The organism is Novosphingobium sp. CCH12-A3, from assembly GCF_001556015.1.
Classification (GTDB): Bacteria; Pseudomonadota; Alphaproteobacteria; order Sphingomonadales; family Sphingomonadaceae; genus Novosphingobium; species Novosphingobium subterraneum.
Genome location: NZ_LSIA01000242.1, coordinates 39,795 through 61,210 on the forward strand (window position 1 = coordinate 39,795; position 21,416 = coordinate 61,210).

A 21,416-nucleotide genomic window follows, 5' to 3' on the forward strand; every position below is an offset into this window, starting at 1 on the left:
ATGACGCATCTTTATCCCAACCTGATCAATGGCGAGCTGGTCACGACCGCAGAGTCGCTTGAAGTCGTGAACCCCGCGAACGAGCAGGTCATCGGGCGGGTCCCCGCCTGTGGTGCCGAAGAACTGGACCGCGCTGTGGCTGCTGCCCGCGCTGCCTTCAAGACCTGGTCGAAGACCCCGGTTGACGATCGGCGTGCCGTGATCCGCAACATGGCGGCGGCGATCGAGGCCAATTTCGATGAGCTGTACCGCCTGCTCACCAGCGAACAGGGCAAGCCGCATCATCAGGCGCAGGGCGAGATCCACGCTTGCGCCGGCATCATCAGCGCCCAGTCCACGCTGACGCTGGAAGAGACGATCAACGAAGATAGCGACACCCGCCTGAGCCGCACGCGCCGCGTGCCGGTCGGCGTCGTCGCCGGCATCGTGCCATGGAACTTCCCGCTGCTGATGGCCGTCCAGAAGATTGCGCCCGCGATCCTCACCGGCTGCACCATCGTGCTCAAGCCTTCGCCGTTCACGCCGCTGACCACGCTCAAGTTCGCCGAACTGATCAAGGACATCGTGCCGGCTGGTGTCGTTAACATCATTACCGGCGAAGACGCGCTCGGCCCGATGATGACCTCGCACCCGGACATCGACAAGATCACCTTCACCGGCTCGACCGCAACCGGCAAGCGCATCATGGAAGGCGCCTCGAAGGACCTCAAGCGCATCACGCTGGAACTGGGCGGCAACGACGCTTCGATCGTCCTGCCCGATGCCGACGTCGAAAAGGTTGCCGAGCAGCTCTTCTGGTCGAGCTTCACCAATGCCGGCCAGATCTGCGTGGCCGCCAAGCGCGTCTACATCCACGAGGACATCTACGACGACCTGTCGAAGGCCATCGCCGAATACGCCAAGACCGTGAAGGTCGGCGACGGCTCGGAGCAGGGCACCGGCGTCGGCCCCATCCAGAACAAGAAGCAGTTCGAGCGTGTCTGCGAACTCATTCAGGACGCCAAGGACAACGGCTACAAGTTCCTCGTCGGCGGCGATGTCGATCCTTCCGGCTCTGGCTACTACGTGCCGATCACGATCCTCGACAACCCGCCCGAGGATGCGCGCATCGTGGCTGAGGAGCAGTTCGGCCCGGTCATGCCGCTGATGAAGTTCTCCAGCGACGACGAAGTCATCGCCCGCGCCAACAATTCGGAATATGGCCTTGCCGGCGCTGTCTGGACCAAGGACACCGAACGCGGCGTGAAGATCGCCGAGCAGCTTGAAACCGGCACGGTTTGGATCAACGAGTTCCTTCACCTTTCGCCCTTTGCGCCGTTCGGCGGACACAAGCAGTCCGGCTTTGGTGCGGAATATGGCATCGAGGGCCTGAAGGAGTTCACCTACAGCCAGGTGATCACGGTCAAGAAGGACGCGCTGGTCTGATCCGCGCCTGAATATCGAGCGTAGCCCTGTCGTTTCGCGGCAGGGCTGCCTTGATGCTTGCAAAATTGAAGGAAAAGAGCGGTGCCCATCGACATTTCGAAGATCAAGGCGATCGACGTCCACGTCCATGCCGAGGTCTCGTGCCACGATCCGGAAGATCCCGTCATGGGCCAGTTCTTCGACGCCGCTTCGGCTTACTTCAAGGCCCCGCGCGAGCGGCCAAAGATGCCCGAGATCGTCGAGATCTATCGCGAGCAGCAGATCGCCTTCTGCATGTTCACGGTCGATGCCGAATGCGGCATGGGTGCCAAGCGCGTGTCGAACTACGAAGTTGCCGAAATGGCGGCCAAGAACGACGACATCTGCATCGCCTTCGCCTCGATCGATCCGCACAAGGGCAAGTACGGCGCGCGCGAAGCCCGCGATCTGATCGAGAACTTTGGCGTGAAGGGCTTCAAGTTCCACGGCATTGCCCAGAACTGCCACCCGGCCGACCGCGTTGGCTATCCGATATACGAAGTCATTGCCGAGTATGGCCTGCCCGCGATTTTCCACACCGGCCATTCCGGCATGGGCACGGGGATGCGCGGCGGTGGCGGCATGCGTCTCAAGTACGGCCAGCCGATGCTGGTCGATGATGTCGCGGTCGATTTTCCCGACATGAAGATCATCCTCGCCCACCCGTCGTGGCCATGGGTGGATGAAAGCCTGTCCATGGCTTTGCACAAGGACAACGTGTTCATCGACCTGTCGGGCTGGAGCCCTAAGTATTTTGCGCCGCAGATCATCCAGTACGCCAATACGCAGCTCAGGAAGAAGATGCTGTTCGGTTCGGACTTCCCGCTGATCCACCCTCAGAAGTGGATCGATGCGGCGCTGAAGGTCGGCTTCAAGGAAGAGGTCATGCCGGGCATCATGAAGGACAACGCCGCGCGCCTGCTGGGGCTGGCCTGAGCCTGCCTGATGGCCGATCCTGACGACATCCGCGGCTGGCAGAGGCTTGATGCGGAAATTACCACGTCGGGCCGGATCGAGGACAAGGACGTCATGCGCCTCGCCGATCTGGGCGTAGCGCATGTCGTCAATCTCGCGCTGGAGACTCATCCCGAAGCGCTGGCCGGGGAAGGGGACAAGCTTGCCGCGCAAGGCATTGCCTATACCCACATCCCCGTTCCGTTCGACGCACCGGGCGAGGACCACTTCGCCGCTTTCGTGAAGGCGGTGGAGGAAGGACCCAGGCCGGTCCACGTCCATTGCATCATGAACTGGCGCGTCTCGGCGTTCTTCTACCGCTACAACCGCGACCGTCGCGGCCTTGCGGAGCCCGTCGCGCGCGCGCTGATGGAACGGCAATGGTCTCCCGAAGGCCATGACAGCAAGGAAGCCCGCGTCTGGGCGGAATTCATCGCAAGGACCCCCGAGTGATCGATCTTTCGGGCAAGCACATCGTCATCACTGGCGCCTCTACCGGCATCGGGCGCGCGACTGCGACCATCTGCACGCAGGCGGGCGCACGCGTTACACTGATCGCCCGCCGCGCCGATCTGCTCGAACAGGCTGCGCGCGACCTTGGCGGCAGCACCGCCTTCGCTGCGGCCGACGTTGCAGACAAGGCCGCGCTGCATGACGCGCTCGATCATGCCATCGCTGCCAATGGCCCGATCGATGGCATGTTTCTGAACGCCGGCATCGGCGGCATGTTTGCTCCCGTCGAGCAATATACCGACGAGATGTTCGACGCCGTGATGGCGGTGAACCTCAAGGGCGTGCTCTGGGCGATCCAGCACGTGCTGCCCGCGATGAAGGAACGCCGGCAAGGCGCGATCCTCGTCACCGGTAGCCTCGCCAGCGAGCGCGGGTTGCCGATGAATGCGGGCTACGTCGCCAGCAAGCACGCCGTGCTCGGCCTTTCGCGCGCGGTCGCCAACGAAGTGGCCGAGTTCGGCGTGCGCTGCAATTGCATCGTGCCCGGGCTGATCGAGACGCCGATGCTCGATGGCCTGCCCGCCGAAGCCGCCTCGCAGATGGCCAAGGCAGTGCCGCAAGGCCGCACCGGCCAGCCCGAGGAGCTGGCCAAGGTCGCCGCATTCCTTCTGTCCGATGCCGCCAGCCACGTCACCGCCCAAAGCTGGGCGGTAGACGGTGGCATGCTCGGCACCATGCGAGTCTGATCCGATGGCCCTGAAATACTACCACGCCGAACCGCTGGCGAACTCGCTCAAGTCGATGGTCCCGCTCAAGGAGAAGGGGCTCGCCTACGAGAGCATCTACGTTGATCTGCACAAGTTCGAACAGCACCAGCCGTGGTTCACCGCGATCAATCCCGAGGGACAGGTGCCCGTTCTCGATCATGACGGCACGATCATCACCCACACCACGGTAATCAACGAATACCTCGAGGATGCCTTCCCTCACGCGCAGCCCGCCGACGCTCCATTGCGTCCGCACGATCCGGTTGGCGCGGCGCGGATGCGCTATTGGAACAAGTTCGTCGACGAGCACGTGATGAACTTCGTCTCGATGCACGGCTGGCACCGCATGGTCGGGGTCATCGCGCGCAACATCGAGAACGGCGATTTCGAGAAGCTGCTCGAAAACATACCGCTGCCCGATCAGCGCAAGAAGTGGGCTACGGCTCGCTCAGGTTTCTCGGAGGCGGACCTCGCCAACGCCACCGCCAAGATCGAATATGCCCTTGCCAAAGTCGAGGCACAGCTTGGGCAGACAAAGTGGTTGGCAGGGAGCACGTACACCCTTGCAGACATCAACTTTTATTCGCACTGCGGCATGATGGTCGAGCGTATGTTCCCCGAGATGGAAGTGGCGAGCCGCTTCCCACGCCTGTGCGAATGGCGCGACCGCGTCACCGCACGTCCCGCAGTCGCCGAAGCCCTGAAGAGCGAGGACCGCACCGCGCCGGGCCTGCGGACATGGTCGGGGCACGTTCGCTGATGGCCGGTTTTGTCCTGATACACGGTTCCTGGCACGGCGGCTGGTGTTTTGATCCTGTCGCCGAGATCCTGCGCGCGCGTGGGCATACGGTCGTGGCGCCGACGCTGCCTGGCATGGGCGGCACGGCCGGGGAAATGGCGGCGGTCACGCTCGATGGCTGGGGCGAATTTGCTGCGCAGCATTGCCGGGACCTGATGGCACAGGGCGTCGGCCCGGTAGTGCTTGCCGGACACTCGCGCGGTGGCCTTGTCGTGTCGACCGCGGCAGAGCGTGATCCAGCTGCAATGGATGCCATCGTCTATATCTGCGCGATGATGCTTCCCGCTGGCATGAGCCGCGCCGAATTCAAGGAACTCGAAGGCCCCAACCCTGCCTTCGATGCGATCATCTCCAAGGTCCACGATGGCGTCGCCACGGTTATCGATGCTGCGAATGCTGCACCGGTCTTTGCGCAAGTCTCCCCGCCTGACCTTGTCGATGCGGCGATGGGAAGGCTCATGGCCGAACCACACGCTCCTCGTTCCGAGAAGATCGCTATCACCCCCGAGCGCTGGGGCAGTCTGCCGCGCACCTACATCGAATGCACGCTCGACCGCACGATCCCGATCGAAAGCCAGCGCCGCATGATCGCGATGTCGCCTGGCGCGAACGTGGTCACGCTTGAGGCTGATCACAGTCCCTACCTGTCGAAACCGCAGGAACTGGCTGACGCGCTGGAAGCAGCGTTGCCGGCCTAATCGGCGAAGAAGTTCAGCTCCAGCAGCACGTTGTTCGGGTCTGCGGTAAAGATCTGCCGCAGCCCGATGGCTTCGACCACGTTGGTCTGGCAGTCGAGCCCCAGTGCGGCCACGCGCGCCAGCACATCGTCGTAGCCTGAGCAATTGAGCGCAACGTGATGGATCGCGCCGGTGAGCGAACCGGGCTGCACTTCGCGGTCATAGGCGCGCGGGCAATCGACGGCATTGATGTGCACGATGGCCTTGCCGCCTGCATCGTACATCCACTGCGCGTTTTGCGGGGTGAGGGGGGGCGGACCATCGCGCCGTTCCAACCCTAGCAGCGCCTTGTAGAACTCGGCTGTCTCGTCGAGTCGGTCGGTAATGATGTTGACGTGATCGAGCGCGTTGACGTGCATTGATTCTCTCCCGCAGCAAAACGGCGGCCGGAGCATGGTGCCCCCGCCGCCGTCCAATCTCAACCTTTGAAACCGCTCAGCTCTTGAACACGACAGTCTTGTTGCCGTTGACGAGAGCCCGATCCTCGAGGTGCAGGCGCACTGCTTCCGCCAGCACGCGGCGTTCCACATCGCGGCCCTTGCGCACGAGGTCTTCGGGGCTGTCGGCGTGAGTCACGGTCTCGACGTCCTGGTGGATGATCGGACCTTCGTCGAGATCTGCGGTAACGTAGTGACCGGTCGCACCGATCATCTTCACGCCGCGGGCGTGCGCCTGGTGATAGGGCTTGGCGCCCTTGAAGCTCGGCAGGAACGAGTGATGGATATTGATGCAGCGGCCCGAAAGGAATGAGGCGAGATCGTCCGACAGGATCTGCATGTAGCGCGCTAGCACCACCAGTTCTGCGCCGGTCTCGGTGACGATGCGCTTGACCTCGGCCTCCTGCTGCGGCTTGGTCTCTTTGGTGATCGGCAGGTGATGGTATGGCACATTGCCGATCAGCGAGATGTTCAGCGCTTCCTTGGGATGGTTGCCAAGGATCGCGACGACTTCCATCGGCAATTCACCGATGCGCGTGCGGTACAGCAGGTCGCCAAGGCAGTGGTCGAACTTGCTGACCATCAGGACGACCTTCCGCTTCACGGCCGTGTCGCGCATGTTCCATTCCATGCCGTAGTCTTCGGCAACCGGCGCAAAGGCCGTGCGGAAGGCTTCGATCCCGGTTTCGCCTGGATCGAACACGACTCGCATGAAGAACTTGCCGCTCAGCGAATCATCGAATTGCTGCGCCTCCCGGATGTTTCCGCCCGCTTCATAGAGGTTGCCCGTGACGCGGGCGACGATGCCCGGCTTGTCCTCGCATGACAGCGTCAAAATCAGCGATGCGCTCATCAAAATCTCTCCCGTCCTAGTCGCGTTAGGGGTGGCGCTCATTGGGCGCAACATTTCCCATTGCGAATCTCGAGGGAGATTGTATGTGTTGCATACAAGTTTTTCAACCCTGCCATTTTCAAGTCGGGAGAGTTTCACATGGCAAAGAACCTCGAAGAGGTAATCCAGCAAGGCGGCAATATCGTCGAAATGCTGCGCAACTCGCAGCTCGGTGCCTACGTCTATCCGGTCGTCGCTCCGGAATTCTCGAACTGGCGTTCGGAGCAGTGGGCATGGCAGCACAGCGCCGTGCTGTTCGACCAGTCGCACCACATGGTGAACCTGTACATTCGCGGCAAGGACGCACTGAAGCTGCTGTCCGACACCATGATCAACAGCCCCAAGGGCTGGTCGGTCAACAAGGCCAAGCAGTACGTCCCCACCACGCCTTACGGCCATGTCATCGGTGACGGCATCATCTTCTGGGAAGAAGAAGAATCGTTCACCTACGTCGGCCGCGCCCCGGCTTCGAACTGGCTGCGCTACCACGCTGCCACCGGCGGCTACGATTGCGAGATCGAGCTGGACGACCGTTCGCCGATGCGTCCGATGGGCAAGCCCGTCACCCGCAAGGAATGGCGTTTCCAGATCCAAGGGCCGAACGCCTGGGCCGTGATCGAGAAGCTGCACGGCGGCCCGCTCGAACAGCTCAAGTTCTTCAACATGAGCACGATGAACATCGCCGGCAAGACCGTGCGCACGCTGCGCCACGGCATGTCGGGCGCGCCGGGCCTCGAAATCTGGGGTCCCTATGCCGAGCAGGAAGAGATCCGCGCCGCGATCCTCGAAGCCGGCAAGGAATTCGGCCTGATCGCTTGCGGCAGCCGCGCCTATCCTTCGAACACCCTTGAATCGGGCTGGATCCCGTCGCCGCTTCCCGCCATCTACACCGGCGAAAAGCTCAAGGGCTTCCGCGAGTGGCTGGCAGCTGACAGCTACGAAGCGACCGGCTCGATCGGCGGTTCGTTCGTCTCCGACAACATCGAGGACTACTACCTCAACCCGTGGGAGCTGGGTTACGGCAACTTCGTCAAGTTCGACCATGATTTCCATGGCCGTGAGGCGCTGGAAGCCCTGAACCCGGCCGAGCAGCGCAAGAAGGTGACGCTCGCCTGGAACCCCGAGGACATGGCCAAGATCATGGCCTCGCTGTTCAACCCCGATGGCGAACAGTACAAGTTCTTCGATACCCCGCTCGCGAACTACGCCTCGTCGAACTACGACCGCGTCGTCGATGCTGGTGGCAAGACCGTCGGCTTCTCGATGTTCACCGGCTACTCGTACAACGAGAAGCAGGCGCTCAGCCTCGCCACGATCGATCCGGAAATCCCGGTCGGCACCGAACTGCGCGTGGTGTGGGGTGAAGAGAACGGCGGTACCCGCAAGACCACCGTCGAGCCGCACAAGCAGATCGAGGTCCGTGCGATCGTCTCGCCGGTCCCCTACAGCCGCGTCGCTCGCGAAAACTACGCGGAAGGCTGGCGTACTGCTCGCTGAGCCAACCAACCGTATTGCCCGGACCGCCACAATGGCGGCCGGGCATTCGGCCTGAACAAGAGAGGATCCCGAACATGGCAAAGGCATCGATCATCCATCCCAACTGGGACAAGACGCCCGACGGGATCACCGATGGTTTCAGCCTCGAGATGACCGCGAAGGACGAAGCCTCGCTGCGCGATGCCGCCCCGCTCATCCCGGCAGAAACCCCCATCGCCGTTACCTTCCTGCCCGGGGAAGACGTCGGCGCCCGCGTTGCCGCGACGATTGCGGTGCGCGAACTCGGCTTCGAGCCGATGCCCCATTTTTCCGCCCGCCGGATCACGTCCGAGGACGACTTCGAAGGCTACCTGCGCGCCGTGGTGGAAAAGGCCGGTGTGACGCGCTGCTTCATCGTCGCCGGCGATCCGCCCGAGCCCGTCGGCCCATATTTCGACACGTCCGCCCTGATCGCGACCGGCGCCTTCGAGCGTTCGGGCATCAAGGCCATCGGTATTGGCGGCCACCCGGAAGGGCACCCCAACATGACCGAGGCCGAATGCTGGGCGGTCCTCGAGAAGAAGGTGGCGGAAATCACCGCGCGCGGCATGGCCCCGCTGATCGTCACCCAGTTCGGCTTCGATCCCGATGCCTTCCTCGCCTGGCTGAAGGAACTGCGCGCACGTGGCATCGACGCTCCGGTGCGCATCGGCGTGCCTGGGCCTGCCGGGATCAAGCGCCTGCTGGCGTTTGCCGCGCGCTGCGGCGTCGGCGCGTCGACCTCGGTGCTCAAGAAGTACGGGATCTCGGTCACGAACCTGCTCGGCACGGCCGGGCCGGACAAGCTGGTCGACGCCTTCGCCCGTGGCCTCGGGTCCGAGCACGGCAAGGTGCGCCTGCACTTCTACCCATTCGGTGGCCTGACCAAGACCCTCGAATGGATTCACGGTTACAACAAGAAGCACGGCATCGGCCAGGGGGCCTGAGCCGGTGACCGACTTTGTGCTGGTGCACGGCGCTTGGGGCGGCAGCTTCGCGTGGGACCGCCTCAAGGCCGATCTCGAAGCTGCCGGACACCGTGTCCTCGCCGCTGATCTTACCGGTCTCGGTCGCCGCAAGGCCGAGTTCCACCCCGGCATTACGCTGACCACGCACATCGACGACGTGTGCGACCAGATCGCCAAGGCCGGTCTCGACCGCTTCGTGCTGGTCGGCCATTCCTGGGGCGGCATGGTCATCACCGGCGTCGCCACGCGCCTCGGCGCGCGCATCGACGCCCTCGTCTATGTCGACGCCTTCCTGCCGCAGGACGGGCAATCGCTGTGGGACCTGACCGGGCCGTGGGAGCACGATCACTACATCGGCAGCCAGAAGCACAAGCCCGGCGCCGTTTCCCCGCTACCCGGCCTTGAAAGCCCGGTCCTGTCCGATCATCCTCTGCTTACGCTGGTCGAAGCCGTGCGCTTCACCGGCGAGGAAGCGAAGATTCCCCGCCACGTCTACATTTTCGCCAATGGCTGGAGCCCGTCACCCTTCGGCAAGTTTGCCGAGGCGGTGCAGGATGATCCGGCCTGGGAGTACCACGAGGCCGAAGCCAGCCACAACGTCATGGGTGACCAGCCCGACCAACTGCTCCAGATCGTACTCGGCTGCGCCTGAATCGGGCTCAACCCTGCTGCGCCAGGCTCTGCATCCGCTTGAGATAGCGCGCCAATACGTCGATCTCGAGGTTTACCTTCGATCCCGGCTTCAGCGCGCCCATCGTCGTGACTTGCGCGGTGTGGGGGATGATGTTCAGCGCGAACTGGCAAGATCCGTCGGGCTGGTCCGCCACTTCGTTGACGGTCAAGGACACGCCATTGACCGTGATGGACCCCTTCGCCGCGATGTATGGCGCCAGTTCCTGCGGCGCCGAAATCCAGAACTTGAGCGAGGCGCCATCGGGGCGGATGCTGACGACCTCGCCCACGGCGTCGACATGCCCGGTCACGATGTGCCCGCCAAGTTCATCGCCCAGCTTCAGCGCCGGTTCGAGGTTGAGCGGCGCGCCCACAGTCCACTGCTCCGCTGCAGTGCGGCTCACCGTTTCGCCCGAAACGTCCACCGCGAACCAGCCTTCGCCAGCCACGCCTCCCTTGTCCACCACGGTCAGGCAAACGCCCGAGCAGGCGATCGAGGCGCCGATGGCGATCTTCACTGGGTCCATCGCGCACGAGATCGTGATATGGCGGTCCCCCTTGTCTTCGACGGCGAGGATGTTGCCGATTTCCGTGACGATCCCGGTGAACATAAGAAATCTCCTTCAGCGGACCCGCTCGTAGACGTCGAGCGCATCGCTGCCAAGCGTCCGCCGGTCCACATTGCGCCAGCGTCCGTGCGCGTCAGCGAGCGAGCCGAGGCCGATGTTGCCGATGCAGGGCAAACCTGCGCCAACGATGATCGGGGCGCGATAGATCAGCAGCCGGTCTACCATGTCGGCGGCGATGAATGCGGCTGCCGCCTGCGCTCCGCCTTCGACGAACAGGTACTGCACATCCCCGAAAGCTTGCGGCGCGGTGATATCTGCAACCGCCGTCCAGCCTTCAGGCGCCGTGCCGCGCGTCAGTACCATGCGCTGCGGGCTGCGGTGCTCGAGCCCCGGCAGGCGCACGTCGAGCCTCGGCGTGTCGGCGCGCAAGGTGCCGCCGCCGACAAGGATCGCGTCGGCCCGTGCCCTCTCGACATGGCAATGCGCGCGCGCTTCGGGGCCGGTGATCCATTGGCTCGATCCGTCGACGAGGGCTATTTTGCCGTCCAGCGAAGTTGCGAGCTTCAGAGTGACATGTGGTCGTCCTTGCGCCGACCGTGTCAGGTATCCGGCCAGAGACTCCCGTGCCGCCGGGGCGGGCAGAGCGTCTGTTGCAATACCTGCTTCACGTAGCGCGGCGATCCCGCTGCCTGCCGTGCGCGGGTCTGGATCTTCAACGCCGATCACCACGCGCGCAAGGCCGCTGCCCAGCACCAGCGATGTGCACGAAGGGCCGCGCGCACTGGCATGGGCGCAAGGTTCCAGGGTGACATAAAGCGTCGCACCGTTCGCGGCCTCACCGGCCATGGCCAGAGCCTCGGCTTCGGCATGAGGCCGGCCACCTGCCTGCGTCCAGCCACGGCCTACCATCAGGCCGTGCTTGACGATCACCGCTCCGACTGCCGGATTGGGCCTGCTCAATGGACGCCCACGCGCCGCGAGCGCCGCGGCGGCATCGAGCCAGCGCAGGTCCTCAGCCCTGGTCATGGTTTCTCGGTCTGTGCGTTCTTCATTTCGGCATCATAGACAGGATTGTCGACCAGATGCTTGTCCAGCACTTCCCTGCGCGCGGCCTCGACCTTCTTGCGGTAGGCCTCGCGTTCGGCCTTGCCTTCCTCGTAGGCAAGCTTGGTTTCAACCCCGGTGGCGTCGCCCACCGCCTTGTACATCTGGCGGATGCGCTCCTGCCGCGCCTCCTCCTCGGCTTCCTCTGCCTTGGCCTTGGCGGTCGCTGCCTTGTTTTCGGCGAGGATCTCGGCGTCGCTGCGGTTCTCGAGAAAGCTCGGGAAATAGATGATCTCGGGCGGACGGGGCAGCGCCGTGCCGCCTTCCATCGCCATCGCGGTGAACAACGTCCCCGTCACCGCCGCTGCCATCACCAGTCCGACACGGCGATAATCGCTGGGCGCAGTAAAGACCTGCCAGAAATCGACGATGGCCCGGCGCGGGGATACGTTGCGGAAGAAGGCTCTCATGCCCGCCTAGATAGGCGCTGGCGCACGCTTTCGCTACCCATCGGCAGGCATTCAGCCAAATGGCACATACAGCGACCGGCCGTGCCGCTTGAGCCAGCGGTTCGCCGCCTGGATATCCCCTTCAAAAAGCTGTTCGAGATGAGCGTGGAAGGCGGGGCTATGATCGAAATGCTTCATGTGCGCCACTTCGTGGGCCACGACCGAACGCCGCACGAAATCCGGCGCCATGATCAGCCGCCAGTTCATCCGGATCGACCCGTCTGCCGCGCAGCTGCCCCAGCGCCGCTGCGCGCGCGATAGCGACAGGCGTGGGACGGCTTCTCCGGCGCGGGCGCAGTAATGGGCGAGGTCATCAGCGCAGAAAGCGAGCGCCTCGGCCTCGAGCCAACGCTGCAGCCGCGCAGCCAGCCCCTCGACGGGCCCCCCGACGATCAGGCGTCCATCCGCGATCACCGGCTTGCGTCGGGCCCGCTCCGACCATTCGATCTGCAAGGTCTCGCCCCGCCAGGGCACCGTGGCATCGGGCGCGATAGCGCGTGTCTCTGGCATCCGCGCCAGTTGCCCCGCCAGCCAGTCGGCCCGGTCGCGAGCAAAAGCCTCGGCATCGCCGACGCGACCCCATGCCGGGATCGAAACACGCGCCTCGCTGCCGTCGGGCGCGAGCCGTAGCGTCATCCGCCGGGCATGGCCGAGCTTGCGGATCACCAGCGGCAGTTCGCGTCCTTCGACCATCAGCGTCCGGCGCTCCACGGCACGCGGGGCCAAAGTTCCGCGAGAGGGGGTCTGCTTGGCCTTGGTGTCGGCCCGCCGCAACCAGTCGAGCACGCCCCTAGCCATCGAAATGGTCCGATGGCACGATATGGTCCTCGATCGGCCCGGCCAGCGTTTCGCTCACCGCCTTGCCAACGACCGACTGTCCAGCGCGATGCACGGCCTCGCGATCACCAGAAATCAGATAATGCCACTCAGGCAGCGGCTGGTTCTCGGCCCGCAAGCGATAGGCACAGGTATCGGGCAACCACGGCAATTCTCGCGCCAGCTTCGGCGTCAGGCGCAGGCAATCGGGGACATAGGCGCGGCGATGCTTGTAGTCGCTGCACCGCGCGGTCCTGAGGTCCAGCAGCTTGCAGGCAACATTGGTATGGACCACCTCGCCGGTGTCTTCGTCCTCCAGCTTGTGCAGGCAGCACTTGCCGCAGCCGTCGCACAGCGCTTCCCACTGCTCGCGGCTGAGTGTTGCCACTGGCCGTTCCCAGAAGCGGTCGTCGCTCATTCCGGCGTCAACTCACCCACTTGGCGAGTTCGGCGGCCACGGCCTTTCCGTCCTGTTCGGCGGGCAACAACGCGATGGCAGAACCGTCCGGGCCCATCAGATAGGCTGCGCGGCTGTGGTCCATCAGGTAGGCGTCGGGCTTGCCCTCGTCGCGCCTTTGATAGAACACCGCCCACTTCCTTGCGACGTCGGCGATCTGTGCCGGCGTGCCCGTGAGCCCGACCACGTTCTTGCCGAAGTTCGCGGCATACTTGCCCACGACATGCGCGGTATCGCGCTCGGGATCGATGGTGATGAAGATCGGCACGATCGGCTTGGCGTCGGGGTGTTCCTTGGCGAACAGGCGAAGGCCCTGTGCGATGTTCTGCATGTCGAGCGGGCAGACATCCGGACAGAAGGTGTAACCGAAATAGACGATGCGATACTTGCCCGCAAAGTCGCTCCACTTCACGGCCTGCCCGTCCTTGCCCGTCAACGTGAAGTCGCCGCCAATCGCGGCGCCTTCAAGAGGCGGTTGTTCGGCAGGGGTCATGTTGCATCCGCCAAGCGCGAAAGTGCAGGTTGCGGCAAGCGCGGCGAGTGTCGATCTGAAAGCGAGGGCCATGGCGCGCCGGTTCATGCTCTGCTAACCGTGTCCTTGCAAGAGGCGAGTCCGCAAGGCCGTAAATGGCTGATGGGGCACGCAACAGGAGGTTCGAATGCTGTCGAAGATGCGCAGGCCGCTTACCGCGCTGGCCATGCTGCTGGCCGCCGCCACGGCAATTCCGGCACAGGCCCAGTTTTCCGACAGCTACAAGTTCCTCGAAGCCGTCCGCAAGAAGGAAGGCGACAAGGTGACCGAGGCTCTGAACGAGCCCGGCACGCAGATCATCAACACCAAGGACTATACCACCGGACAGACCGCGCTTCACATTGTCGTGGCCCGGCGTGATCTTGTCTGGGTGCAATTCCTGATCGGCAAGGGCGCCAACGTGAACGCGCGCGACAATCGCGGCGTGACCCCGCTGGTAGCCGCGTCAGAAATGGGCTTCCTCGAAGGCGTCGATGAACTGATCAAATCGGGCGCGCGCATCGATGAGGCGAACAACACGGGCGAGACCCCGCTCATCAGCGCCGTCCACCGCAAGGACCTGGCGCTGGTGCGAATGCTGATCAAGGCTGGCGCCAACCCCGATCGCCCAGACAATTCGGGCCGTTCTGCGCGCGATTATGCTGCGCTCGACAAGGGCAGTCCGGTGCTGGGCGAACTGGAAAGGGCTTCGAAAGAAGCAAAGTCCGCCGCGCCCAAGAAGACCTACGGCCCCTCGTTCTGACGGGTACTGACATGACCGACGAAACCCTGGATGCCCTGCGCCTTCGCCTGGCGCCCGCCATCGCCGAAGCTGCTGCGTTTGATGGCTGGAAACCGGCTGCCGTTGCGGCTGCCGCTGCAATGGAAGGCGTCGATCCTGCTTTGGCCGCCTTTGTGTTCCAGGACGGGCCCATGCAGATGATCTCCGCCTGGATCGCGCGCATCGATGCCGACATGGCCGCTGCGCTTCCCTCCACCCAGCTCGGCAATCTGCCGATCCGCGAACGCATCCGCCGCCTTGTCCAGTTCCGGCTCGATGCACTGATCGGCAAGGAAGAGGCCTTGCGCCGCGCACTGGCCATCATGGCCATGCCGCAGAACGTGGCAAAGGCGACCCGGCTGGGCTGGTCGAGCGCCGACGCGATGTGGCGGCTCGCGGGAGACACCGCCACCGATTACAACCACTATACCAAGCGCATCACCCTTGGCTCGATCTACGCCGCGACTCTTGCCTATTTCGCGCAGGATACCAGCGATGGCCACGAGGACACGCGCACCTTCCTCGATCGCCGGATCGAGAACGTGATGCAGTTCGAGAAGACCAAGGCCAAGCTGCTCAAGCCGCGCGAGGAGACCTTCTCGCTGACGCGGATGCTTGGCCGCCTGCGCTACCCTGCCGCCTGACCATTTTTGATCCAGCGCAATTCTATTGCGAATGACTTGCAAATGCCGGCACGCTATGGCAGCGGGAACCGGTGACGCTCGATCAGCTCCCTGTTGGTACGCCCGCCCGAATCGCATCGGTCGATTGGTCTGCGCTTGTCGCTGAAGAGGCTCAGCGCTTGCGCGCGCTCGGCCTTGACGAAGGCGCAAGGGTGACGCTCGCCTATCGTGGTGTCTTCGCGGGCCGCGATCCGCTGGCCGTGGAGATTGGCCGCATGACTGTCGCCATTCGCCGGGTTCATGCGCTGGCGATGACGGTCGAACCGATCGCAGAAGCTGTCGCATGAGCAAGATGCCCACCGTCGCCGCGCTCGTCGGCAATCCCAACGCCGGGAAAAGCGCGCTGTTCAATGCCTTGACCGGCGCGCGCCAGAAGATCGCCAACTATCCCGGCGTCACGGTCGAACGCAAGGCGGGTCGCCTGATCCTGCCCTCGGGTGAGCCGGTCGAACTGGTCGACCTGCCCGGTTCCTATGGATTGGAAGCCACCAGCCCTGACGAGGAAGTGACCCGCAAGGTCATCATGGGTGAACAAGCCGGCCAGGCCAGGCCCGACGTCATCGTACTGGTGCTCGACAGTTCGAACCTCGAACAGCACCTCGTCTTTGCGCAGGAAGTGCTCGAGCTTGGCCGTCCCACCGTGGTCGCGCTCAACATGGTCGATCTTGCCGAACGCGATGGCCTGACCCTCGATCCTGCTGCGCTCGAAGCTGCGCTCGGGGTGCCGGTGATCCCGACCGTGGCCGTGCGCCGGCGCGGTCTCACCGAGCTGGCTGCCGCCATCGGCGATGCGCGTGACAAGCCCGAGCGCGCGCTCGATGCCGCGCGGCCGCATGTCACCTTGCCAGAGCGGCGCATGCTCGCCCACCAGATGGCGACAGCGGCGATCCTTTCGGAAACGTCCAAGCATCGCATTCACGCGCGCATGGACAAGCTGCTGCTCCATCCGTGGGCAGGGCCGCCGATCCTGTTCGCGCTCCTGTTCATCGTGTTCCAGGCGGTGTTCAGCTGGGCAACGCCCTTTGCCGATGCGATCGACGGCGGCGTTTCGGCGCTGGGCGATCTGGCCAAGGCGACCCTGCCGACAAGCCTGCTGCGCGATCTGCTGACCGATGGCGTGATCGCGGGGGTCGGCTCGGTGCTGGTGTTCCTGCCGCAGATCATCATCCTGTTCTTCTTCATCCTGACGATGGAGGCGACCGGCTACATGGCCCGCGCCGCCTTCCTGATGGATCGCATGATGGCCGGCGTCGGTCTTTCCGGCCGCAGCTTCATCCCGCTGCTGTCGAGCTTTGCCTGCGCCATTCCCGGCATCATGGCGACGCGCAGCATCACCGATCCCAAGGACCGGCTGACCACGATCCTGATCGCCCCGATGATGACCTGCTCGGCGCGCTTGCCCGTCTATGCGGTGATCATCGCCGCGTTTATCCCGAATACCAAGGTCGGTCCCGGCATTGGTCTGCAGGGCCTTGTCCTGTTCTGCCTCTATGTGGCCGGGATCATCGGCGCGATGGTGGTGGCGCTGGTGCTGCGTCGCTCGGTGACCAAGGGCGCCGCATCGGGCTTCATCATGGAACTGCCCAAGTATCAGCTGCCCACGGTCAAGGACCTCGCGCTCGGCCTGTGGCAGCGCGCGTGGATCTTCCTGCGCCGTGCGGGCACGATGATCTTTACCGTCACGATCGCGCTGTGGATCCTGCTCAACTTCCCCCGCGCCGAGCCGGGGCAGGATCAGGTCAACGCCTCGGTCGCCGGAACGCTTGCCAATGGCCTTTCGGTCGTGCTCGATCCGATCGGCTTCAACCGCGACATGAGCCTTGCGATCATTCCGGCCATGGCTGCACGTGAAGTTGCGGTCAGTTCGCTCGCCACGACGTATGCCGTCAGCGCCAGCGACGACGAGGATCAGGCCGCCATGGCGCTGGGCGATCAGCTGAAATCACGCTGGACCCTGCCGATGGCGCTCGCCTTCCTGGCTTGGTTCGTGTTTGCGCCGCAGTGCCTCTCGACCATCGCCGTCGCCCGGCGCGAGACGAATGGCTGGAAATGGCCCGCCTTCATGCTCGCCTACCTGTTTGCGCTGGCCTATGCGGCGGCGGGCGTGACCTACTGGACGGCGATTGCGGCCGGTTTGGGCTGAACTGCCGCGCTGGTCTGTGGAAACGGTGGCATGGTGACTGGCTTGGCCGAGCCCCCATGCGCTAGGCAATTGCCCAGATCAGAAGGAACGTGATTCGATGGCAGGCAGCGTCAACAAGGTGATCCTTGTCGGGAACCTCGGGGCAGACCCCGAAATCAAGAGCTTCCAGAACGGAGGCCGCATCGCCAACCTGCGCATCGCGACGTCCGAAAGCTGGAAGGACCGCGCCACCGGCGAGAAGAAGGAGCGCACCGAGTGGCACTCCGTGGTCATCAACTCGGATGGTCTCGTCGGCGTGGTCGAGCGCTTCCTGCGCAAGGGTTCAAAGGTCTACATTGAAGGGCAGCTGCGCACCCGCAAGTGGCAGGACCAGTCCGGCAATGATCGCTATACCACCGAAATCTCGGTGGGCGGCATGGGCGGCGTGCTGACCATGCTCGATGGCTCGGGCGGCGCTGGTGGCGGTGGCATGGGCGGTGGCGGCGGTGGCCGCTCGTCCGGTGGCGGCTGGAATGAGGGCGGCTCGTCGGGCGGTTCGGGCGGCTTTGGCGGCGGTTCCTCGCGTGGTGGCAGCGCCGCTTCGGGCGGTGGCTGGAACCAGGGCGGCGGCGGCGGCTTCGGCGACGATCTGGACGACGATATTCCCTTCTGAGCAAGCGCCACTTCTTGTGTCCCCGCGAAGGCGGGGACCTTGGTGTTGCTACGGAACAGAAGCGTAAGCCGATTAAGGCCCCTGCCTGCGCGGGGTTCATTCGTTTTCAGGGCAGGGCTCAGGTCCCGCGCGTATCCCCGTAAAGGTGTATGTGCAGCCGGTCTGTAAACCGCCAGCCGCGCTCCAGCGCTTCCTCCGCCAGCCACCGCGAGCGTTCGCGCAACACTGAACTCGCGGTACCTTCAGGCATTACGAACAGGTGATCGCTGGCGATGCGGTAGCAGTCCTGTAAAGCGGCAATCTCGGCAAGGTCGGACGCGCTCGCGACCACGAACTTGAACCAGGCCCGCACATCGCGCGCCCACGCATCCAGTCGCTCCGGCACAAGGGCAAGTTCAGCCGGATTGCCCGAATGCGCCAGCTTGGGGCTGACGTTGAACTGGTCGATCAGCGGATCGAGTTCCGGATGCACTGCCACGGTGCCATTGGTCTCGATCTCGACATGCAGGGCAGGGCGCTCCGCCTTGAGCAGCGCCACCAGTCGCGCCAGCGCGGCACCCTGCAGCAGCGGCTCGCCCCCGGTAATAACCAGTCGGTCCTCGGGGTGGGACAGGATCAGCGCGGCCGCGTCGGCCTCGCTCATCTTCAGCTGATTTTCCCCGCGCTCGAACGCCACTTCGTCGCGATGGGGGCGGTTGTCGCCCGTGAACCGCCAGGTGTAGGCGGTGTCGCACCAGCGGCAGGCGAGGTTGCAGCGCGATAGCCGCACGAACACCGATGGCCGCCCCAGCCCGAGGCCTTCCCCCTGCAAAGAGGAGAACACCTCCGGCTCGCCGGGGTTGACCGTGGCGAGGGTAAGCAAGTTCACCCCAGCCGCTGCAGCGCCGCTGCCAGCCGCTCGGCCTCGGCGGCATGCATGGCGTGGTCGGCCCGGGCCTTCTCGACCGCCTCAGGCTTGGCCTTCTCGACAAACGAGGGGTTGCCCAAACGTCCCTCGAGCGACTTTGCCTCCTTCTGCGAGGCGGCCAGCGCCTTTTCGAGACGCGCCTTTTCTGCCGCAATGTCGATCACGCCTTCCAGCGGCACGACGATGTTGGCATCGCCCGCGCCAACCTGCATCGCTGCGCCGACCGGAGCGCTTTCGAAGCGGATGCCGTTGAGGCGCGCGAGACGCTCGATTGCCGCCGGGTTGGCCTCGATGATCGAGCGCGTCAGCGCCGAAGGTTCGGGCAGATAGGCGTCGAGCTTGGCCCCCGGCGCAATGCCAAGTTCGTTCTTGGCCGTGCGCAGGTTCGAGACCAGCGCGATCAGCCATTCGACCTCGCGCTTGGCTGCTGCGTCCACTTCAGCTTCGGGCTTCGGCCATGCGGCCACGATCAGTTCGCCGTCCCGCTTTCCAAGCGCATGCCACAGCTCTTCGGTCACGAACGGCATGAACGGGTGGAGCATCACCAGGATCTGGTCGAGCACCCAGCCCGCCACGGCCTTGGTCTCGGGGTCGAAGTTGCCCTTGATCAGTTCGATATACCAGTCGCAGAACTGGTCCCAGACGAAGTGGTAGACGGTGTTTGCCGCCGCATCGAAGCGCAAGTCGGCCATCGCTTGGTCAAGCGCGGCGACAGTTTCCACAACCTCGCCGATGATCCACTTGTTGACCGCCGAGGTCGCCGCAGGAGCCGCCACTGAAGTGCTGCCGGTGATCCCATTGCTCTGGCAGAAGCGCGCGGCGTTCCACAGCTTCGTGGCGAAGTTGCGGTAACCCTCGACGCGCTTCTCATCCATCTTCACGTCGCGGCCCTGGCTCTCCATCGCGCACATGAAGAAGCGCAGGGCATCGGCCCCGTACTTGTCGATCAGGCCCAGCGGATCGACCACGTTGCCCTTCGACTTGCTCATCTTCGCGCCATCGGCGGCACGGACGAGGCCGTGCAGGTAGAGCTTCTTCCACGGCACTTCCTTCATGAAGTGCAGCCCCTGCATCGCCATGCGCGCATCCCAGAAGAACAGGATGTCGAAGCCCGAGACGAGCAGGTCGTTGGGATAGTGCTTCTTCAGCAGCGGCGCGTCTTCATCCGGCCAACCGAGCGTGGCGAAAGGCCAGAGCGCGGAGGAGAACCACGTGTCGAGGACGTCGCTATCGCGTTCCAGAGTGACGCCTGCGCCCGCCTTCGCCTGCGCCTCTTCCTCGGTCTCGGCAACGTAGCACTGGCCGTCGGAGCCGTACCACGCCGGAATCCGGTGCCCCCACCACAGCTGGCGGGAAACGCACCAGGGCTGGATGTTCTCCATCCAGTTGAAGAAGGTCTTCTCCCAGGTCTTCGGCACGATCTCGATCGCGCCCGAACGCACCGCTTCCATCGGCGCCTTGGCCAGAGTTTCGGCATCGACGTACCACTGGTCGGTCAGCCACGGCTCGATCACCACGCCGCCACGGTCGCCGAACGGCGTCTGGATCGTGCGCGGCTCGGCATCGTGCTGAACCTCGTTGCCTTCCTTGTCCTTCGTCACGTGCGGGATGAGGAAGCCCGCTTCCTTCATCTGCTCGACCACCAGCTTGCGCGCATCGAAGCGGTCGAGGCCTACGAACTCGGCCGGCACCAGCCCATCGGCTGTCTGCACCACCTTGGCCTCGGCATCGAACATGTTGAGCATGTCGGCGGGCTTGATCCCGGCGCGCTTGCCCACTTCGAAGTCGTTGAAGTCGTGCCCCGGCGTGATCTTCACCGCGCCTGAACCCAGATCGGGATCGGCGTGCTCGTCTGCCACCACCTTGAACCGGCGCCCGGTCAGCGGCTGCAGGATCTCCTTGCCGATGACCGACTTGTAGCGCTCGTCCTCAGGGTGGACCGCCACGGCCATGTCGGCCAGCATCGTTTCGGGGCGCGTGGTCGCAACTTCGATGTAGTCCAGGCCATCGTCGCGCTTCACACCGTCTGCCAGCGGGTACTTGAAGTGCCAGAACCCGCCCTGCGTCTCGCGCGTTTCCACCTCGAGGTCGGAAATCGCCGTCTTCAGCTTGGGGTCCCAGTTCACCAGCCGCTTGTCGCGGTAGATCAGCCCCTGGTTGTAGAGGTCGACGAAGACCTTCACCACGGCGCGGGTGAAGTGCGGGTCCATCGTGAATTGCTCACGGCTCCAGTCCATCGAGCAGCCGAGGCGGCGGAGCTGACCGGTGATGGTGCCACCGCTCTCGTGCTTCCACTCCCACACCTTGTCCACGAACTGCTCGCGCGTGTAGTTGGTGCGCTTGTCCTGGCGGGCTTCCATCTGGCGCTCGACCACCATCTGCGTGGCGATACCCGCATGGTCGGTTCCGACCACCCACAGCGCATCCTTGCCCTTCAGGCGTTCGTAGCGGATCACCACGTCCTGCAGCGTATTGTCGAGGGCGTGGCCGATGTGGAGCGACCCCGTCACGTTCGGCGGCGGATTGACGATGGTATAGGGCGCGGCGTCGGGGCGTTCGGGCCGGAACAGCCCGTTGCTTTCCCAACGGGCATACCACTTGGCCTCGATCCCAGCGGGTTCGAAAGTCTTGGCCAGTTCTGCAGAAGTCTTGTCGTTCATGGGGCAGCGCCTTGCCATCGCGGGCCCGCGCCTGCAAGCGTTGCGGG

General features: G+C 64.2%; 24 protein-coding genes. 14 read left to right on the plus strand and 10 right to left on the minus strand.

What is annotated here, in order from left to right; translation table 11 throughout:
* From AX703_RS19925 to AX703_RS19950, 6 genes are all read left to right on the plus strand, one after another.
* Nucleotides 1–1,425: an aldehyde dehydrogenase family protein gene (locus tag AX703_RS19925; protein ID WP_062346624.1), complete on the plus strand. Its 1,425-nt coding sequence runs from the start codon at nt 1–3 to the stop codon at nt 1,423–1,425.
* Between the two features lie 81 nt (nt 1,426–1,506).
* Nucleotides 1,507–2,379, plus strand: coding sequence for an amidohydrolase family protein (locus AX703_RS19930; RefSeq protein WP_082734701.1), 873 nt, complete (start codon nt 1,507–1,509; stop codon nt 2,377–2,379).
* A 9-nt stretch (nt 2,380–2,388) separates the two neighbouring features.
* Nucleotides 2,389–2,850 carry a beta-lactamase hydrolase domain-containing protein gene (locus AX703_RS19935; protein WP_039331630.1) on the plus strand — a complete coding sequence of 154 codons (462 nt, stop codon included), beginning with the start codon at nt 2,389–2,391 and terminating at the stop codon, nt 2,848–2,850.
* The gene (locus AX703_RS19940; protein ID WP_062346626.1) at nt 2,847–3,596 is read left to right on the plus strand and encodes an SDR family NAD(P)-dependent oxidoreductase; all 750 of its coding nucleotides are present in this window, start codon (nt 2,847–2,849) and stop codon (nt 3,594–3,596) included. Before AX703_RS19935 ends, AX703_RS19940 begins: the two co-directional genes overlap by 4 nt.
* A 4-nt stretch (nt 3,597–3,600) precedes the next feature.
* Nucleotides 3,601–4,377: a glutathione S-transferase family protein gene (locus AX703_RS19945; RefSeq protein WP_052241956.1), complete on the plus strand. Its 777-nt coding sequence runs from the start codon at nt 3,601–3,603 to the stop codon at nt 4,375–4,377.
* A complete protein-coding gene (locus AX703_RS19950; RefSeq protein ID WP_197423784.1) occupies nt 4,356–5,114 on the plus strand; it encodes an alpha/beta fold hydrolase in 759 nt (252 codons plus the stop codon). The genes AX703_RS19945 and AX703_RS19950 overlap by 22 nt, the downstream gene beginning before the upstream one ends.
* Here the strand turns inward: AX703_RS19950 and AX703_RS19955 are convergent.
* Entirely contained in the window at nt 5,111–5,512 is a 402-nt protein-coding gene (locus AX703_RS19955; RefSeq protein ID WP_039331632.1) for a glyoxalase/bleomycin resistance/extradiol dioxygenase family protein, read from the minus strand. The two genes, AX703_RS19950 and AX703_RS19955, sit on opposite strands and share 4 nt — an antisense overlap.
* A gap of 76 nt (nt 5,513–5,588) precedes the next feature.
* A complete protein-coding gene (gene purU / locus AX703_RS19960; protein WP_062346631.1) occupies nt 5,589–6,443 on the minus strand; it encodes a formyltetrahydrofolate deformylase in 855 nt (284 codons plus the stop codon).
* Between the two features lie 138 nt (nt 6,444–6,581).
* Here purU and AX703_RS19965 point away from each other — a divergent pair, with 138 nt between their 5' ends.
* The 3 genes from AX703_RS19965 (at nt 6,582) to AX703_RS19975 (ending at nt 9,617) form a co-directional block, all read left to right on the plus strand.
* Complete coding sequence (locus AX703_RS19965) at nt 6,582–7,979, plus strand: aminomethyltransferase family protein (protein ID WP_062346633.1); 1,398 nt, start codon at nt 6,582–6,584, stop codon at nt 7,977–7,979.
* Between the two features lie 74 nt (nt 7,980–8,053).
* The gene (locus AX703_RS19970; RefSeq protein WP_062346635.1) at nt 8,054–8,944 is read left to right on the plus strand and encodes a methylenetetrahydrofolate reductase; all 891 of its coding nucleotides are present in this window, start codon (nt 8,054–8,056) and stop codon (nt 8,942–8,944) included.
* Nucleotides 8,945–8,948: 4 nt separating this feature from the next.
* Entirely contained in the window at nt 8,949–9,617 is a 669-nt protein-coding gene (locus tag AX703_RS19975; RefSeq protein WP_062346637.1) for an alpha/beta fold hydrolase, read from the plus strand.
* A gap of 7 nt (nt 9,618–9,624) precedes the next feature.
* Here the strand turns inward: AX703_RS19975 and AX703_RS19980 are convergent, their stop codons facing one another.
* From AX703_RS19980 to AX703_RS20005, 6 genes are read right to left on the minus strand one after another with little or no spacing between them, the layout of a single operon-like run.
* Nucleotides 9,625–10,248: a riboflavin synthase gene (locus tag AX703_RS19980; protein ID WP_039331642.1), complete on the minus strand. Its 624-nt coding sequence runs from the start codon at nt 10,246–10,248 to the stop codon at nt 9,625–9,627.
* Nucleotides 10,249–10,260: 12 nt separating this feature from the next.
* Nucleotides 10,261–11,232 carry a bifunctional diaminohydroxyphosphoribosylaminopyrimidine deaminase/5-amino-6-(5-phosphoribosylamino)uracil reductase RibD gene (gene ribD, locus AX703_RS19985; protein ID WP_062346639.1) on the minus strand — a complete coding sequence of 324 codons (972 nt, stop codon included), beginning with the start codon at nt 11,230–11,232 and terminating at the stop codon, nt 10,261–10,263.
* Complete coding sequence (locus tag AX703_RS19990) at nt 11,229–11,720, minus strand: hypothetical protein (RefSeq protein ID WP_062346641.1); 492 nt, start codon at nt 11,718–11,720, stop codon at nt 11,229–11,231. Before AX703_RS19990 ends, ribD begins: the two co-directional genes overlap by 4 nt.
* Nucleotides 11,721–11,771: 51 nt before the next feature.
* Nucleotides 11,772–12,557 (minus strand): M48 family metallopeptidase, encoded by a 786-nt coding sequence (locus tag AX703_RS19995; protein ID WP_156452141.1) that lies wholly within the window; start codon nt 12,555–12,557, stop codon nt 11,772–11,774.
* Nucleotides 12,550–12,993: a YcgN family cysteine cluster protein gene (locus tag AX703_RS20000; RefSeq protein ID WP_062346646.1), complete on the minus strand. Its 444-nt coding sequence runs from the start codon at nt 12,991–12,993 to the stop codon at nt 12,550–12,552. The genes AX703_RS19995 and AX703_RS20000 overlap by 8 nt, the downstream gene beginning before the upstream one ends.
* Nucleotides 12,994–13,000: 7 nt before the next feature.
* A complete protein-coding gene (locus AX703_RS20005; protein ID WP_039331648.1) occupies nt 13,001–13,612 on the minus strand; it encodes an SCO family protein in 612 nt (203 codons plus the stop codon).
* 79 nt (nt 13,613–13,691) lie between these two features.
* Here AX703_RS20005 and AX703_RS20010 point away from each other — a divergent pair, with 79 nt between their 5' ends.
* The 5 genes from AX703_RS20010 to ssb all read left to right on the plus strand — a co-directional run bounded on the left by AX703_RS20010 (nt 13,692) and on the right by ssb (nt 17,802).
* On the plus strand, nt 13,692–14,306 hold the full coding sequence (locus tag AX703_RS20010) for an ankyrin repeat domain-containing protein (protein ID WP_082734703.1): 615 nt from the start codon (nt 13,692–13,694) through the stop codon (nt 14,304–14,306).
* Between the two features lie 11 nt (nt 14,307–14,317).
* The gene (locus tag AX703_RS20015; RefSeq protein WP_062346648.1) at nt 14,318–14,968 is read left to right on the plus strand and encodes a COQ9 family protein; all 651 of its coding nucleotides are present in this window, start codon (nt 14,318–14,320) and stop codon (nt 14,966–14,968) included.
* Between the two features lie 71 nt (nt 14,969–15,039).
* Complete coding sequence (locus AX703_RS20020) at nt 15,040–15,294, plus strand: FeoA family protein (RefSeq protein WP_039331659.1); 255 nt, start codon at nt 15,040–15,042, stop codon at nt 15,292–15,294.
* Entirely contained in the window at nt 15,291–17,150 is a 1,860-nt protein-coding gene (locus AX703_RS20025; RefSeq protein WP_062346650.1) for a ferrous iron transporter B, read from the plus strand. The genes AX703_RS20020 and AX703_RS20025 overlap by 4 nt, the downstream gene beginning before the upstream one ends.
* Nucleotides 17,151–17,247: 97 nt before the next feature.
* Nucleotides 17,248–17,802, plus strand: coding sequence for a single-stranded DNA-binding protein (gene ssb / locus AX703_RS20030; protein WP_062346652.1), 555 nt, complete (start codon nt 17,248–17,250; stop codon nt 17,800–17,802).
* 118 nt (nt 17,803–17,920) lie between these two features.
* Here ssb and AX703_RS20035 read toward each other — a convergent pair whose 3' ends face one another.
* Complete coding sequence (locus AX703_RS20035; protein WP_062346690.1) at nt 17,921–18,664, minus strand: 7-carboxy-7-deazaguanine synthase QueE; 744 nt, start codon at nt 18,662–18,664, stop codon at nt 17,921–17,923.
* A gap of 2 nt (nt 18,665–18,666) precedes the next feature.
* Nucleotides 18,667–21,369, minus strand: coding sequence for a valine--tRNA ligase (locus AX703_RS20040; RefSeq protein WP_062346654.1), 2,703 nt, complete (start codon nt 21,367–21,369; stop codon nt 18,667–18,669).
* Between the last annotated feature and the right edge of the window lie 47 nt (nt 21,370–21,416).